We start from the raw sequence: 17,845 nt of genomic DNA, 5'->3' as shown, positions 1-17,845 counted from the left end.
TCAAAACCCAACCATCATTCCAACCCCAAACCTGATAACTACCCGACAAATCACCAAACAAATCAGTAACAGCCAAACTATCCACCTCAACAGGAACACTAATCAAATACCAACTACCCACACTAGGCAAATCATATTCAATAGTAATTTCTGCACCGTCTCCTCTAACAGTATAATTACTAAAATGACTTACGTTTGCAATCAACATTCCTTCAGTTCCGTCATAATAAGTTATATTGCAACTTGATTCGTTATCACATCTTGTTTGATTATTTTCCCATAACTCAATTGATTCATTTATCCATTCAGGCAAATTATGAAAAGTGATTTCAGCAGTTGTATTAAGCCAGGTGGAATTATGAAAACTACTAATTCCTAAATTATTTTGTTCTAAAAAAATAGATTCTCCAATAATTAAATTTGGTTCAACAGTTGCATCAGTAAAATTCCACCTAATTGAACCATTAGAATTATTATAAATTAAAACTGAATAATCTATGGGGTTTAAAAATATCGAATTTGATGAGGAATTAATTAAATTATTAATTAAAGTCGCATTTCTCCAATCAATATAAATTCCCCAAGAGTCAACTCCGAAAGTATAAATTTGATTATTTTCATATATCGAATTAGAATCCAAATCACCATAAAAACCATAAGATTCATCACCTAATGTAGATACAGAATTATTTGTAAAATTATTATAATAAGCATAGTCGCCAATTAAAACTCCATGAGCCGACCCTCCTTGAGTCAAAATAGAATTATTATCAACCAAGTTATCCCAATTAGAAACGTAAATTCCAGGACTAGTAGTTTGAATTGTAGTAATATTATTTGATCTAATTAAATTTTCGCGAGATTTGAGATAGATAGTTTGAGTAGATGATGCATTTGTCAAAAATGTATTAAAAATAAAATTATTGTTACTTGAACTTGAATCAATATCTATTAATTTTGCAGAACTAGCATTCGTTTGCAAAATATTTTGAGTGAAATTATTATTCTCTGACTCTTCAACCAGTTTAAATGCAGATGAAGCTACTGCAGTCAAATATATTGAATTATTATAAACTAAATTATTAGATGATTTTTGAAACAACATATTATAAATTGAATAAAGCATTGTTTTATTAAAGTTAAAATCTGAATTTATTATTTGAGAATTTTCTGAATATAACAAATAAAATGATCCTGAATTAAAAGTAATATTTGAATAAGTTACATTTAAACAGTATGCGCAAAAAATCTCAGAATAAATATCAGTTAAATTTTGATTTTCTAAAATTATTTGATCCTGCATTCCAAAATCATATTTTATATCTTTTTGGTTATGATTATTATCTAAAAAAGTGTGATTTAAATAAATTGATGGTGACGATGCACTACTTATTTTAAGCGCAGAATTAGAATGAAAATTATTACCTAAAAATAACCCGAACGCAGATTCATCAAGACTTATTGCAGTTGAATGCGCAGTCGATGGATAAAATGAATTATTTTTAACAACTGGAAATTCAGAATCAGAAATGGTTAATCCTGTTACTGAATTATTAATAGTATTATTAAAAAAGAATAAATTATCACTTTTTACCGTCAAAAATTTATCAAAATAATTATTTGAAAAATTCAAAAAATTAGATATGCTACCAGAAGACATAACTGAATTAGATGCGGAATAAATTATATTATTAAAAAAAGAATCATTAACACAAGAGGAGGGCACAATTCCTCGTCCATAACTCCCCGAAGAATTAATTAAATTATTCAAAAATATAGAATCATCAACACTTTCAAGTTTAAATCCATATGAAAACTGACCAATTGTTAAAATAGAGTTATTATCAATTGAATTATTATTGGAATTTGATAAATATATTGCATACTTATAATTTGGAGTAATTGAATTTTCAGTTATGATACAATTTTTAACAGTCACATTATCATATCCCGTAACATTAACACCATAACCAAGAATATTTTGCATAGAATAATTTATTTTATTTTGTAAACAATTCAATCCAATATTATCACTCAAAACATTAAAACAAGTTGAATCAGAAATTACTGATTCATTTAAACAATAAACTCCTAAAGAATCTAAATCTTGACAACTATCAATAATAAAGTCACAACCATCATATGCAGAAATAATAATTGGGACTGAATAATTACTAAAACTAGATACATTAGCAGTTAAAATTTTAGAATCATTATTCCAAGAAATATTGCACATATTAATATCATCACAAACCTCGCCATTTTTTAAAAACAAAGGAGTTTCATTAAACTCAGTTAGATTTCTTAATTGTATTGTGGCAGAACCATTTAATTGCTGCATTTTATCACTATCAATAATTCCTAAATTCCCTTGTTCAAGATAAATTGTATTTTGAGAAAGATTTAACTGAGTAGTTAAATTTGTTTTATTCACAAAAATTTGAGCAAAAGAATTATTAAATAATACAATATTATAATATCCAGCATAATTATCATATATTGAAAAACTAGTAGTTTCAATTAAATTATTTTCAAGCGAATTTTTTTGCGCAGAAAAAAGATAAATACCATACGAATTAGATCCGGGAATAATTAGATTATTTTGATTAATTAAATTACCATCTGAAAAGTATACATTAATTCCTGTGGAGGATGCTTGAGTTAAATTTATTTCATTAAACCAAATATTATTAAAATCAGAATCACTATCTAATTTAATACCTGTAGAAATTGTGGCAGCAGAATTTATGACATTATTTGAAATATTTGTGTATCTAAAATCTCCAAAAATAGCAATCGAATTTGTTCCATAAATATTAATAGTATTATTATCCACTTGATTATTGACTGAATTACTCCCTCCTTTAAGATGAATTCCATTTGCTAAAGAATAATTAGTTTCTATCACATTATCAGTTATAATTACATTTTCAGTTGACATTTTAGATAAATATATTCCATACCCTGAATTTGAAGTAAAGATCGAATTATTATTTATTAACAAATCATCTGAATTGACTCCTGAATTAAATTCACAAATCGCGTGAGAATTTGCACCTGTTGATATTAACACATTATGTTCAATAATATTATTTGGTGCTTCAACTAAAATTGGATATGCAAAAGATCCACTAGTAATAATTGTGTTGTAATTAATAGTATTATTGATATCTTGAGCAGATGAAGAAATTACACCAATTGCGTTACTTCCAGAAGTATTAATAGCGTTTGCAAAAACTAGATTATGTCCTGAACTTAACAAATTAATTCCAGACGCATACATACTTACTGTGGTTATATTATTGTTTTCTAAAATTAAATTATCTGAATTTAAACTAAAAATTCCATATTTTCCTGATGTGCCTGTAACTTGACCTTCTATGATTTTGCAATTTTTAATTTCGACATTAGATGCACTTATGTTAATTCCATAACCAAACCCTCCATCATTAGAATAAATTATGGTATGATTAGCACAATCTAATACAACTCCTTCCGTTTGAATGTTAAAACAAGTGTTATTGGATGAAACATCATTAGTTAATGTTAAATTTGAAGTTAATTCGGAGCACCCAAATCCAGTTATGAATGAATGCATGGTAGATGATACATTTGCAAAAATAATATTTTCCAAGTAACTTAAATTACAATCATTAGTGCTACCACAATCAACTCCATCCCTAAAAAATTGTGGCGCAGTTGGATAATTCAAATTATATAAAGATAATATTGAAGATGAATTTAAATTTATTTTATTTTCATCTTTAAAAAAAGTTATGTTATTATTATCTAAAATCAAATCTTCATTTAAAATAAAATCGCCAACAATAGTAATATCAGTTTGATTCCACTCAATAGCTGCATACTCCGTAAAATATTTAAGAAAATTTTTATCAGCAGGAGAACTTACTTTAAACGCATTAGTAAATCTCGAAATATTATTATTAATTAATGAATTATTTTGATTTTGGGAATTTAATTCAATTCCATATCCCGAAATATCTCCAGTATTATTAATTTGATTATTTGAAATTATTGTTTCTGAAACAAAATCATCCAAAACAATTCCATTAGAACCAGAAACAAAAATACTATTATTAATTATAATTACATCATCAGACATAATAACAATTCCATCCGCATTAGAATTACTTTCATTCATTTGATTTATTACGCAATTTTGTATTGTGATATTATCTAGACCTTCTTCTATTTCAATACCAAAATAATTCGTATTAAATACAGAATTACTATAATTAATTTGATTATTTTGACAATCTAAAATAACATCGCTTGAAAGTATTTGAACTCCGACTCCTTCGCTTAAAACATCCTGACTTAAATCATAACTTCCTGAAGAATCAATAACCATCCCAGGAACTGCTTTGACAGTTAGTAGTACTTGTATTGTTTCATTTATTGAACTGTTATCAGAACTAGTAACTGTAAAATTAAAGTAAAAAAACCCTTCGGTTAAAGATCCAGTTTTTAATGAAACTAATGTTGACTCACCAGAATTTATGATTGCTGAAGTTTTATTAAGTTCTGAAACATCCGCCCCACCAATATTTAATGCTGAAAATGTATAATTAACTCCTGTTGCAGTACCATTGTTAGTTATGTTAAAAATAAAAGTGGTATTGGTCTGCACATCGCCAACTTCATTGCTTGGATCAGTTATGTTAGCAGAATATGTTGGAGGTTCATTTTCTTGAGTAGTAAAATTATAAATACTTGAATTAGTGCAAAGTCCATCATCATTACAACTCGTAATCTTGTAATGATATAATGTTGAATTAATTAAATTAAGAATAACAATATTTTGAATATTTAAAAATGATTCTTCAACAACAACACCTAAATCAAGTTGAATATCAAGTCCATATTTAATCGTTGCGTTGGTTAAATCATCAGTACTGAAGTTTATTGTTGCAGTATCGTTAGTTGTTGTATTTATTAATTCACTAATAATTGGCGCAGTTGGATCAACGTAATAACCTGCTTTGAATGCATAAATTTTACCATTATCTGCTCCAACATATAATGTATCATCTGCAATAACTGGAGATGAATTAATACTTGAACCAATAGAATAATTCCAAACCGTATCCCCATTAGTAATATTTAGTGCATGAACATATCCATCAGTAGTTCCAACAAATAATAAATTACTTGTTAATGCAATATTTCCAACAACAGAAGAACCTATATCTGTTTGCCAAGTAGGATTTGGATCTGAATAAAAATAGGAATATACCGTTGTTCCGCCTGAAACATATATGTAACTAGCTTTAATACTTGGAGAAGATTTGGTTACTCCAGTAGACCAAGTTTGGGCAGGACTAGCACTAAAATAATCATAAGAATATGTTCCCCCTGAAGAACTTCCAACAAATATCCTATCTTGCGAACCATAATATACTGGACTAGATCCTAATTCATATCCACAGGTTACAGAAGGTGGACTCCCCCATTCAGAACTTCCCGTGCCTAAATTAAGTTTATGTAATTTATTATATGCACAAGCGTATAATCCTGTAGATGTCGCAATTGGAGATGAATCAATATATGATCCTGAAACTGAATTCCGCCAATTTCTTGAACCGTTTAAATATAGTCCATACATCCGATAATCGCGAGCGCCAAAATAAATTAAATCACCATAAACTACTGGAGATGAATAAATTGCACCTAATGCGGAATAATTCCAAATCTCATCACCATTAGTTGTATTTAGCGCATATAGTTTGTTATCTGCACTCCCAAAATAAATAATATCTCCTGCAATTGCAGGACTTGACCAAATTTCTCCACCTGAAGTATAGTTCCAAATTTGTTGTCCATCGGAAACATTAATTGCGTAAAATTTATTATCTAAACTTCCCACATATAACATATCATTTTTTATTGCAGGACTAGAAATAACTGAAGAACCAGTAGAATAATTCCACATCAAATCTAATTTTGTTAAATTAAACATTGCGGGATAATAACTTGCATGATATGAATCTCGTCCAAACATAGTCCATTCAGATGTTGAACTTGAAGAACTACTAATAGCAATAACACTTGCTGACGCTAAAACAAATAATATACTTAATAGAACTAAAATAAAACTACCTCTTTTCATTTTATATTAAAATTATTTTATAATATATAAAAACCTTTTGATTATTTTAATTAATAATAAACAAGTCTGCAGCCCAAATTAATATTAAAGTTAGATCATACATGGTTTAAACTTAATACTTAAATTTGTTTAATCTCAAAACTCCCAATATAACAACTTATCAGCACTTTCTTTTGACCATTCTTGACGCACCAAAAGTTCTCTTAATTGATTCTTTGTTAAACCTTTTTGCTTTAACAGCTTAATTGTATTAAAAACCAATTTAACTTCATTTTTCACATTTAAATCTTGTTCAACAAGTTTAATTAACTCTTCTTCGGACTGTGCACGATTTACATGTCCTTGTTTTATTCTTTCCGCAATTTTTGCAACTTTAACAACTAGCGGTTTTATTATGGTGTTTTTAGGCATATCCGAATCAGAACTAGACTTTTCAACATTCAATTGTGAAAACGTTGCTCCAACTAATTCAGGTTTGTTTCCTTGCACGATTAATTTTTGTTTAACTTCAAAATCAAGTTTTCCCACTCCGAATAATTTTTTAGCAACTGCAATGGTAGAGTCTAATCTAACAAATATTGTCTCAATATTTTTTTCAGACCACTCATATGAAAGCTGTTGTTTTATATCTTCTCGACTATTACCTTCAGTCATTAATTCATAAATTAATATCTCTAATTTGTTTAAATTAATTTTATTTGATTTTGTAACTGAAACAATTTCCTGCTTGGACGCAGTATCTAATTCAGGTTGAGAAATTGACGATGAAACATTAGTTTTGTCAGATTTTAAATTATCAGCTAAGTTTCGTTCGATTTTTTTTCGTCTTAAATATAATAAAAGTATAATACTAATTCCAATCACAATTATTACAAAAAGTAGAATATAAAATAATTCTTCAGTTAATGGTACTAGTTCTGACAAATCTAACATACTAAACACACCTCTTTTAATACACTTAAAGAAACCAATATTTAAAAACGTTTCTAAAAAATTCTAAATAAAATATACTAACAAAAAAATTCAAAAAAAAATAGAAAAATCAATCATTTAATTTATACCATCGCATCAATAATTTATCCTTAGCCTTTACAATTTCATCATTCTGTCCTTGTAATGTAATGCATTTTCCTGAATAAATTATTTTTGTAGGTGTCGCATCTTTAAAATAAATTACAGATCGATTTTCGTCACCACAATTAATTGCAGGTTTTGATTGACATCCTAAATCATCATGAGTAGTACAGCCAGCTTCTAACGAATAACCGAATGCTTTCGTAAGACTGATACTAAACCCACCATTAGCAACTGCAATATGTTTTAAGTTAGTCGCGTTCGAATCAAATGTGATTGCAAATTTATGATCATCAAAAAATGTTGAGTCAAGTTCTCCTTCTACAGTTATGTGCTCTAACTCTTTAGGTCCGTGATTAAACACTAAATCATAAATAGTGTTTCCAAGTTTTGCTTGAGTATACCACATACCTTCAAAATTTACGAAACTATATCCTTCATACATATAACCTAATTCCAAATCAAGTTCTCCACGCAAATTTTCAGCATGTAAATCATCTATTGTTTTTATAACTGGATCTTCGACAGATGCAATTCTTATTACCACAAATGCCACAAAACATAATACTAATATGCTTAATACAACCATGAGTTTACGAGTTTCTTTTTTAGAATCAATTTTTTCTAATTCGTCCTCAGGTTTAAAACTTTTTTTCTCGCGAGTTTTAACTAATGGTTTTTTTTTAGCTGCATCTTCAACCTTAACAGGTTTAGAAGTTTTTTTCTTTGCATTTTTATTTTTTTGAGTAACCATTTTTTAAAATTTATTCCATAATTCCAAGCATTTGATATGCGATTCTATCTTTGATTGCAATTATCCCATTACTTGTTCCTTTAATCTGTATGCAATCCCCTATTTTTTCGACACTTGATTGATTCGCAGTTTCAAGTAATATAACTGGAATTTCAGGAGTTGCATTTATGCAATTTATTATTGGAAGTGAATAATCCAAATTGTCTTGAGTTATTCCACCACTAATGTAAGTTCCAAGATGAGTTGAAAATAAATTTCCAAGTTCAAATCTAGTTAATTCCATGGTTTGCAAATCTTTTGTTGCAGGATTAAATGTTAACCAAATAACTTTTTTTGATTTTAATGTTTCAAAAACATCTGAGCTTATGTTAATTTGTTCTATGTCTCCTGGAAAAAAATCAAATCTTAAAGATGCGCCATCAACATTAGTCATCCAACCTTGATTTGTTCTAGTAAATTTTTGTTGTTTGTAAACATAATCATCAGGATTATGACTAACTCCACCAAACATCATTCCAACTACCGATATGAATAATACCCCTGCAAAAATCATAGTCCAGACTGTTTCTTTTCTAAGTTTTCTTCGTTTCCGTTTAGTTGATGTATCTTTACCAATTTTGTGTTTTCTTATTCGAGACATGATTTAGAAGGATAAATGCTTGATTTATAATATTTTCTATGAAATAAACCATATTAAAATACCCAAAAGTATTTAAAAAGAAAATTGTTTTTATCTTTATTATGAAGAGGGTCACAAAAACTAAATCTAAAACCTCGCAAACGCCAATAATTAGATTAGAAAATGTTTGGAAAATTTATAAAATGGGTGAAGTAGAAGTTCCTGCAGTTAAAGGTCTTAATCTTGATATTAATAAAGGAGAATTTGTATCAATCATGGGTCCTAGCGGAAGTGGAAAATCTACAACAATGAATATGGTTGGTTGTTTAGACATTCCCACAAAAGGAAAGATTTTTTTGAGTGGCCAAAATATTGCTCATTTGGAAGAATCAGATCTTGCCCAAATAAGAGGTAAAACAATTGGGTTTATTTTTCAACAATTCAATCTTATTTCAACTCTAACAGCACTTGAAAATGTAACTTTACCAATGATTTTTCAAGGAATTAGTCAAACTAAACGCGAAAAACGTGCAGCAAAACTATTAGGATTAGTAAAACTCAAACATCGTATGTTTCACAAGCCATCTGAATTAAGTGGTGGCGAACAACAAAGAGTTGCAATTGCAAGAGCGCTTTGTAATGATCCTGAAATTATTTTAGCAGATGAACCTACAGGAAATTTAGATTCAAAAACTGGTAAAGAAGTTATGAAAATGCTAAAAGACCTAAATAGACAAGAAGGTAAAACATTAATTATTGTAACTCATGATTCAGATGTTGGTAAACTAGCAGACAGAATGGAAATGTTAAAAGATGGAGAAATCATTTCAACAAAGAAAAAATGATTAAAACATAGCATAAATAACCAATAAGTTAATAAATAAAAATTAATAATTATTACTAATAAACCAAACAATTTAACCGAAGTCTAAAAAGGGGAAGTTTAAATGAAAAAATCAATATTATTCTATGTCATCGCATTATTACTAGTGTCAGTTGTTTCAGCTACTAGCATGTCTGATTTAACTAGTATTGGTAATTGGGCTCACCTAAAAACAACTATGATTAGTCAAGATCCAGATCCTGCAGAACCAGGAAGTTATATTGAATTAAGATGGATGGTTGAAAACTTAGGTGGAGAATCTGCAGATAATGTTGAATTTCAAATTGTTCCAGAATTTCCATTTTCTACAATGCCTGGAAGTAATCCTATTAAAAATTTAGGCTCGCTTGGTCCCGCACAGTTAGATGATGATAAAGTTATTTTGTATTATAAATTACTCGTAAGTGAAGATGCGGTTGAAGGAACTAATAAAATCAAATTAAGATTTAGAATTAATGGCGGTGAATGGTCAACTCTTGATTCATATGCAGTTAGAATTCAATCAGTGGATGCTGCGGTTATGATTACATCTGCAATTACTGAACCAAAAGAAATTCTTCCAGGTCAAGAATTTAGTCTTCAACTTAAAATTAAAAATTTAGCAGATTCGTTAATGAAAGATATCACAATTGATTTAGATTTATTTTATGCAACTCTTGATCGTGTAACCACAACTCAAGCAGATGCGTATTATGAAGCGCTTCCTTTCGCACCTATTGGTAGTTCTGCTCAAAAAAGAATTGTTTCTCTAAAACCCGGTCAAGAAGTATTATTAGATTATAATTTAATTGCATATCCTACTGCAATGACTCGAGTATACAAACTCCCAATTCAATTAACTTATTCAGATGAACAAGAAACATCTTATTCAAAAGAAGATTTGATTGGAGTTATTGTTAATGCCCCACCCGAACTAATTATTGATTTTGATAGTAGTTCAATTGTTAAAACAGATTCTAAAGGTAATGTAATTATTAATTTCATTAATAAAGGAGTTAGTGATATCAAATTTGTTTATGTTACAATTGGTGATTCCGAAAAATATGATGTCTTAACTAGCAGTGCAGATTATATTGGAAACATTGATTCTGATGATTATGAAAGTTCAGAATTTGAAATTTATTTGAAAAATTTAAGTTCAGATAGAATGGTTACAGTTCCAGTTGAAGTAACCTTTAAAGATATTCGTAATCAAGAATTTTCCATGAATAAAGATGTGACTTTCAAAGTACATGATGAAGGAAAAACAAAGGGTAAATCAAATAATAGTGGCCTTATTATTGGTGCAATTATTATTATCATAGTTGTTTTCATAGCTTATCGTTTCTGGAGAAATCGTCAAAAACGTAAAAAACTTGAGGCAGAATAAACTGTCAAATTTTTCATAAATTTTTATTTTCAAAATGATTAAAGATTTTTTTATTATTTCTCTGAATAATCTTCTTAGACGCCGTCTTAGAAGTTGGCTTACTATTTTAGGTATTTTTGTAGGAATTGCAGCAGTAGTTGCATTAATTGCATTATCTCAAGGAATGAAAGATGCAGTAAATGTTCAATTTGAACAAATTGGAAAAACACGAATTATGATAGTTCCAGGAGGAACTTTTTTTGGTCCATTAAGTAGTTCTGCTGCTGCGAGTACTTTATCTGAAAAAGAAATAGATATTGTAAGAAATGTTCCAGGAGTTGAATTTGCAAGAGGAGTTATTGCTAAAACTGTTCAAGTTAAGTATAAAGATCAAACGACAGTTCTTAGTATGTGGGGAATGCCAATTGATTCAGAAGCAGTAAAATATTATGAAGCACTAGGAATTATGGATATTGGAACTGGTAGAAATTTTAAACCAAATGATAAATATAAAACTGTAGTAGGATATAATATTGCAGAAGATTCATTTGAATCACCAATCGAACCTGGGCGAACTGTTTTAATAAATAATATTGAATTTGGAGTTATTGGAACTCAAGCAAAATCAGGAACAGGAGTTCATAATCAAATGGTTAGAATTCCTTTCAAAACTGCTAAAGAAATGTTTAATACGGGAGACACCATTGATTTAATTTTCGGTAAAGTTTCAGAAAAAGAAGATCTTAACACAGTTGTTGAAAAAATTAAAAAAGAATTACGAAAATATCGAGGAGTTAAAGAGAATAAAGAAGATTTTTCTATTCAAACTTCAGCTCAAACAATTCAACAAATTAACCAACTTTTAAAAGTAATTCAAGCAGTACTTGTGGGAATTGCAGCTATTTCTTTATTAGTTGGAGGAATCGGAATCATGAATACAATGTACACTTCAGTATTAGAACGAACAAAAGAAGTTGGTATTTTAAAATCATTAGGCGCTAGAAATTCAGCAGTTATGTATTTATTTTTAATTGAATCGGGTTTACTCGGATTTGTAGGGGGAGTTATGGGAGTAATTATTGGAATGTTACTTGGTAAAACTGCAGAACTTGCTGCAAGATCATTTGATGTCACTCTAACCCCCAATTATAGTTTTGTATTAATTGCAGGGGCATTATTATTTTCATTTAGTGTGGGTGCACTTAGTGGAGTCCTACCCGCATATCAAGCTTCAAAATTACATCCTGTTGATGCATTAAGAAAAAAGAAATAAATTGTAAATAAACAATAACTAACCAAATTAGCCCAAAAACTAAAAAAAAAAACTAAAAAAAATGATTTCAGATTATTTTATGATTGCGCTGAGGACTTATACAGCGAGAAAAAAAAGAACTTTTCTTACAATGATTGGCATTTTTATAGGTATTGCAGCAATCGTATCTTTAATCTCACTCGGTCAAGGCCTACAAGAATCAGTCACAGCTCAATTTGAACAAATGGGAGTAGATAAAATTATGATCATGAATAAAGCTGCTTTTTTAGGAATAGGAGATAAAATTTTTACAAATGATGATGTTGATGAGATTCGAAGTGTTAAAGGTGTAAAGCGCGCGGGAGGATTTATTTACAAAGCATTACGAGTTGAATTAGGTGATGAAACTAAATATACGTTCGTAACGGGAATGCCACAAGATGAAACTAAAGAATTACTTTCAAGTATGTCAAATTTTAAAATTAAGTATGGTCGTGATTTAAGAAAAAATGATAGATATAAAGCAATAGCAGGCATTTGGTTATATGAAGGTAAATTTTTTGAAAAAGCTCTTCGTCCAGGAGATACTATTAATGTTGAAGGGAAAAAATTTACAATTGTAGGATTTATGGATCAAATTGGAAACCCCCAAGATGATAGTCAACTAATAGTAACAATTGATGTTGCAAGAGATATCATGAATGATAAAAATAATCTGGATATAGTTATGGCTCAAGTTAGTGACGGCGTAAATATTGCAACAGTTGCTGAAGGTATTGAAAAAAAGCTTAGAAAAAGTCGAGGATTTGAAGAAGATGAAGAAGATTTTTCAGTTCAAACATCAGAAGAATTAATGGAATCATTTGCAAGTATTTTTAATATTATTTCTGCAGTTCTTATTGGCATTGCAATTATTTCTCTTTTAGTTGGAGGAATTGGAATAATGAATACAATGTATACTTCAGTTTTAGAAAGAACTCAAGAGATTGGAATCATGAAAGCAATTGGAGCTAGAAATTCAGATATTCTTTCTATTTTTTTAATTGAGTCAGGAATTATAGGTATTGCAGGAGGACTTATTGGAGTGGCGATTGGAATGGGCATGAGTAAATTAGTTGAACTTGCATCTCATGCTGCAGGAATCACTTTATTAACAGCATATTTCTCATGGGAACTACTTGCAGGAGCACTTGCATTTTCATTTATTGTGGGAGTATTATCCGGAGTTCTACCTGCAAAACAAGCATCAAAACTAATTACTGCAGATGCGCTTAGATATGAATAAACTGAGAATCATAATAAACCTAACGCGCCAACATAAAAAAACAAATAAAAAACAGAATTCTTAAATTACTGTTTAGGTTTCATTCGATCTAAATAAATTCTCATTTTTTCAAATATATCTGCCCTTAATTCTTCATCAAGTCCCAATTCAACTAAATTTAATTCTTCAATTTCTTTTTTATAGTCCCAATCAGTCGGAAATTTAGTGAGTGTTCCCACAAATTCTCGTCCAGCACTACTTATTTGAGATTCTAATAATTGTGCGTTTGAAGTTCCAAATTGTTTTGTTGCAGGAAATTTAGTGATAGCATTAGCTCCAGATTTTAAAACGAGTTCTACTTCCCCAACTCGTCTGGCAGTAGTTCCTGCAATAATTTCAATTTTAGGAAATGCAATTCTTGTTTTTGCAATCCACCAACAATAATCTTGCGTTGCCGGTCCTTTTTCATATGGAGTTCCTAATACTGGTTTTAGTGCATAAAAAGTAATTCGTTCTAAATCATATTTAAAAATAAACTTTTGAAGTTCTTCAAAATGGTCTTGTTTTTCTCCAAGACCAATCACAACAGTCATACTTTTTTTAAATTCTTCTTTAAAGTCTGAAGAGGTGCAATCTTCAAACATATCTTCATATGGTTGTATTGCTTTATCTGGACAAATTTGATTGTGTAATTCTTCATTTATTGTTTCGATTGAAGATACTATTCCACTAACATATGGTTCAAATAATTTTAAATCTTCTTTTGATAACGCTCCAAGATTTAACCAAATTTTTTCACCATAAATTGTACTTACAATCTTTGCAAATTGAATTAATTTGTCTTTGCCAAAGATTTTGTATCCTCCAGTTAAAAATTCAATTCTCCACCCTAATTTTTTTGCGAGAAGTGTTTCAACAATAACGCTACTAATTGATCGTTTTGCATTTTCTTTGTGTTTAATACGACTTTTTTGTGTTGATCTATAACAAAATTTACAAGTGCCAACGTCACAATACCAACTTAAGAATATGCATCTTCCAAACCAAGTTTTCCCATCAAAATTTTCAAAATAAACTTTATTGGCTTGGCTTATTAATTCTTTACAACTCTCAGATATGTCTAAATCTATTTCAGAAATTACGGGTTTTAATTTGTCAGAATTTAAATTATTTGAAGAAGTATTAGCTGAGTTTATCGACTTATTGGATTGATTCATTTTAATAATAAATATTGATAACTGGGCATATCAAATTAGTTGATTTAGATCATTTAGAACTAATGTACTTTAAGTAATTTTCTTGAACCAAGACTAAATATTAATGAAAAAATGATGTATACTCCAAGCCAACCAAGTTTCCACCCAAATAAATTTAACACAATTTTTTTTGATTGTTCTGTAACTATTGCTTTAACAGTTCCATCTTCAACTTTTTTTGATTGTGGGGCGTATCTATTTTCGTTAATACGTAGCTCTTTTGTATATACTCGCTCACCTAGCCTATACTCTATGAGATAATCTCCAGCTTGTCCTGAATAAGAAAATTTAGCTGTTTGATTATTAATAGTTACTATATCAGATCCAACAATTGTAACTCCACTTGGAACTACTGTCAATATATCTCCTGAAACATCCTTTTCTAAAACAAGATTTATATCAAATTGTTCTCCTGGTTGAATTGGCATTAAAGCTAAATTTGCATTTAACCAGCCAAATATAATTATGATGGGTAATAAAGTTATGATTGTTGGTTTAAACGATTGTTTCATCATTTCCATGTTTATCTGCATGGTTTCTTTTTGAACTTTCATCATCTTGTCGGGATCATTTTTCAGTTCTTTCATTTTTTTCTGATTCTTTTTCATAGTGTCTTTCATTTCTTTCATTTTATTCTGGTCAGTAACATATTTGTATACCAGAGTTATTAAAATTGAAATAATAAAAGCTAGAATTATAACTGAGACTAATGAATTAATATTTAATAATGGCGCAAATACTGGATCCAATAAATTTTCAAATACCATTTTTTTTTGATTAATTACAACTGTAATATAAATTTAAAAAATACTTAAAAAAAATCTTTACAAATTTGAAAAATAAAAATTTGAAAAATTATAAAAAAAATAAAAAACTAACTTATTCCATGAATTTTCGCATCATGGGATGCATATCCATCATGTGTTGTTTTGCAATTTCTTCATATAATTTGTAAACAATCATTACTGCCAGTAAAATTCCAGTTCCATTTCCAAGCGCTCCGCTTAAATCTGCTACTGCGGCAAGTATTCCAACTGCAATCGCACCCATAATTGTTAATGGACCAATATATCTGTCGAGTAATCTTTCTAGAATTCTTTGATCTTTTCTAAAACCTGGAATTTGTAGTCCACTAGACATAATATTTTTTGCTTGTGATCTAGAGTCCATCCCACTAGTTTGAACCCAAAATATACTGAATAATACACAACCACCAATCATGAATAAAATATATACTGATGCTTGACCAATATTCACCCAAGTTAAATTTCCTTGAATTATTCGTTCAATTATGTTTGGTGCGTATAACCAATAAATAAGTCCACTTGAAGGAGTGTTTCCAACGAATTCTCCAAGAATTGGATGTCCCCAATTTTGTAATAATCTCGCAAATAATTGCACGTTTGCCATAAGTGCTGCAACTAAAATTACAGGGATGTTTGAAGTATAAATAAAACTTAGTGGCCAACGAATTCCATGACCTCTTACTCTTCCAAAACTTAATGGAATTTCAACTTTCATTGCTTGTGAATATACTGAAAGAACGAATACTAGTATTGTTGATACTACTGCTGCAAGCATAAGTCCAGCAGTTTGTGGATCTCCCGCAGCAAGACTTTGAAATAATGCAGGAATTGCTCCCGTTGCAATTTCAGGATTAGTAGGACTTGGCAAGAAGGATAATGCTCGAATAAATATAGACTGAGATACTCCTGCAGCGATAAATAAACTTACTCCACTTCCAAAACCCCATTTACTTACTACTTCATCCATAAATAAAATTAAGATTCCACCTAAAATTAATTGAAATACTAACATTAATTCAAAATTAAAAAAAGCCGCAGTTCCAGCAAGTTCTGCAGGTGGTGCAAGACCGCCCATGAATACATAAATTGCAGCTTCAAATATAATAAAGAATATTGACATTACTTTTTGTGTTCCTTGAAATAGTTTTTTTCCTTCAACAGAGTTCAAATCAAATTTTACTATTCCCGAACCATTTAGTAACTGTAATACAATTGATCCTGTAACAATTGGTCCAATTCCCAAACTTATGATTGATCCAAAACTTGCTCCAAGAATTATTGATAAAAATTCAAATTGTTGTAATGCATTTTGTCCTAGTCCAAATAAAGGTACTAGTCCCATTACAAAGAAAACTACAAGTATAATTAATGTCCATTTAAGTTTCTCTTTAAAAGAAAGTCTTTTTTGAGTTGGTCCTTCAACTTCAGGTAAATTATAAACTATTTTTTTGTATAAACTCATTCTTCAGAGGCCTCAGCAGATTTTTCAGGCGAATTACTCTCAGATGCGCTTTCAAGAACAGATTGTTCAAGAATTTCTAATTTTCCCCCTGCGTCTTCCACTTTTTGTTGCGCTTTAGCACTACAATAGTCCACAGTAATATTTAATTTTTTAGTTGCTTTTCCAGTTCCTAAAAGTTTATTGTATCCGAGTTTATTCAAATCAATAGTGTATGTTTCGCCTTTTTTTGCAATTATTCCAGTAGAAACAAATTTTTCTAAGGATAATTCTAGTGATCTTAAGTTGATTGCAACAATATTTTTACGAAGTACTGAATGAAATCCAGATTTTCCAAAGTATTTACTTTTCCAGTATCTTGGTTTTTTCGCGTCTCCACGTTTTCCAGAACCAGCATTACCTCGTCCACCTCTATGACCAGCGCCTCTATTCTTTTTCATTGAACCATAACCATGAGTAGTTCCAGCTCTTTGTCGCGTGTCTTTTTTTCTTTTGTTAACAACCATTTTAGCCTCTATTAAGCATAATTATAAATCAATCATCCGTTTTAATAAATCATTAATTTTTTCTTTTCGATCGCCAGCAGCACCACCAATTCCAAACGGTTTTTTAGTTCCTTTTCGCTCAAAACCACCTCTTGGAGGATGTAAACGATAACAATTTTTTTCAGTTCCGTCTGATGCTACTTCAGCTCTTGTTGATTTCAATAATTTTAATGTTTCTGAATCAATTTCACCATAAGTAATATAATCTTTAAGTTTTTGTAACATTCCTCTCATACTTGGAGTGTCATTAACAAGTTTTGCAGCGTTTTTTCTATTTAATCCTAAAATCATATTTGCATGTCTTAAATCACCAGTTGCACGAATCATACTTCTTAGTCTAATTACAACTAATTGTTTAATTGGTTTACTGGATCCAGCAGCAACTGTTGGTTTTGATTCTTTTTCTACAATCTTTTCTGCAACTTTTGCTTCAGGATTTGTTGTTTGTTTTTCTT

General features: G+C 29.6%; 13 protein-coding genes. 4 read left to right on the top strand and 9 right to left on the bottom strand.

The window, feature by feature from the left end; genetic code table 11:
* The 4 genes from HN587_06930 to HN587_06915 form a co-directional block, all read right to left on the bottom strand.
* The coding region (locus tag HN587_06930; protein ID MBT7903570.1) for a PQQ-binding-like beta-propeller repeat protein at positions 1-6,130 on the bottom strand (6,130 nt) is incomplete at its 3' end.
* A gap of 135 nt (positions 6,131-6,265) precedes the next feature.
* Positions 6,266-7,063: a hypothetical protein gene (locus tag HN587_06925; protein MBT7903569.1), complete on the bottom strand. Its 798-nt coding sequence runs from the start codon at positions 7,061-7,063 to the stop codon at positions 6,266-6,268.
* A gap of 109 nt (positions 7,064-7,172) precedes the next feature.
* Positions 7,173-7,958, bottom strand: a complete 786-nt coding sequence (locus HN587_06920; protein MBT7903568.1) for a hypothetical protein — start codon at positions 7,956-7,958, stop codon at positions 7,173-7,175.
* Between the two features lie 10 nt (positions 7,959-7,968).
* On the bottom strand, positions 7,969-8,598 hold the full coding sequence (locus HN587_06915; protein ID MBT7903567.1) for a hypothetical protein: 630 nt from the start codon (positions 8,596-8,598) through the stop codon (positions 7,969-7,971).
* A gap of 101 nt (positions 8,599-8,699) precedes the next feature.
* On the opposite strand from HN587_06915, the gene HN587_06910 reads away from it, so the two are divergent.
* The 4 genes from HN587_06910 (at position 8,700) to HN587_06895 (ending at position 13,345) form a co-directional block, all read left to right on the top strand.
* Positions 8,700-9,422 (top strand): ABC transporter ATP-binding protein, encoded by a 723-nt coding sequence (locus tag HN587_06910; GenBank protein ID MBT7903566.1) that lies wholly within the window; start codon positions 8,700-8,702, stop codon positions 9,420-9,422.
* 102 nt (positions 9,423-9,524) lie between these two features.
* Complete coding sequence (locus HN587_06905; GenBank protein ID MBT7903565.1) at positions 9,525-10,829, top strand: hypothetical protein; 1,305 nt, start codon at positions 9,525-9,527, stop codon at positions 10,827-10,829.
* 34 nt (positions 10,830-10,863) lie between these two features.
* Positions 10,864-12,081, top strand: coding sequence for an ABC transporter permease (locus tag HN587_06900; protein ID MBT7903564.1), 1,218 nt, complete (start codon positions 10,864-10,866; stop codon positions 12,079-12,081).
* Between the two features lie 61 nt (positions 12,082-12,142).
* The gene (locus tag HN587_06895; GenBank protein ID MBT7903563.1) at positions 12,143-13,345 is read left to right on the top strand and encodes an ABC transporter permease; all 1,203 of its coding nucleotides are present in this window, start codon (positions 12,143-12,145) and stop codon (positions 13,343-13,345) included.
* 65 nt (positions 13,346-13,410) lie between these two features.
* Here the strand turns inward: HN587_06895 and HN587_06890 are convergent, their stop codons facing one another.
* The 5 genes from HN587_06890 to rpl30p all read right to left on the bottom strand — a co-directional run bounded on the left by HN587_06890 (position 13,411) and on the right by rpl30p (position 17,750).
* Complete coding sequence (locus HN587_06890) at positions 13,411-14,541, bottom strand: hypothetical protein (protein ID MBT7903562.1); 1,131 nt, start codon at positions 14,539-14,541, stop codon at positions 13,411-13,413.
* Positions 14,542-14,600: 59 nt separating this feature from the next.
* Positions 14,601-15,347: a DUF106 domain-containing protein gene (locus tag HN587_06885; protein MBT7903561.1), complete on the bottom strand. Its 747-nt coding sequence runs from the start codon at positions 15,345-15,347 to the stop codon at positions 14,601-14,603.
* A 112-nt stretch (positions 15,348-15,459) separates the two neighbouring features.
* Positions 15,460-16,848 (bottom strand): preprotein translocase subunit SecY, encoded by a 1,389-nt coding sequence (gene secY / locus HN587_06880; GenBank protein ID MBT7903560.1) that lies wholly within the window; start codon positions 16,846-16,848, stop codon positions 15,460-15,462.
* Positions 16,845-17,351: a 50S ribosomal protein L15 gene (locus tag HN587_06875; protein ID MBT7903559.1), complete on the bottom strand. Its 507-nt coding sequence runs from the start codon at positions 17,349-17,351 to the stop codon at positions 16,845-16,847. Before HN587_06875 ends, secY begins: the two co-directional genes overlap by 4 nt.
* A 21-nt stretch (positions 17,352-17,372) precedes the next feature.
* The gene (gene rpl30p / locus HN587_06870; protein ID MBT7903558.1) at positions 17,373-17,750 is read right to left on the bottom strand and encodes a 50S ribosomal protein L30; all 378 of its coding nucleotides are present in this window, start codon (positions 17,748-17,750) and stop codon (positions 17,373-17,375) included.
* Between the last annotated feature and the right edge of the window lie 95 nt (positions 17,751-17,845).

It is taken from the genome of Candidatus Woesearchaeota archaeon (genome assembly GCA_018675335.1).
Lineage (GTDB): Archaea > Nanobdellota > Nanobdellia > Woesearchaeales > UBA11576 > JABJCP01.
The sequence above is the reverse complement of the archived record's forward strand: the minus strand, read 5'-3'. Positions and strand labels throughout refer to the sequence as shown.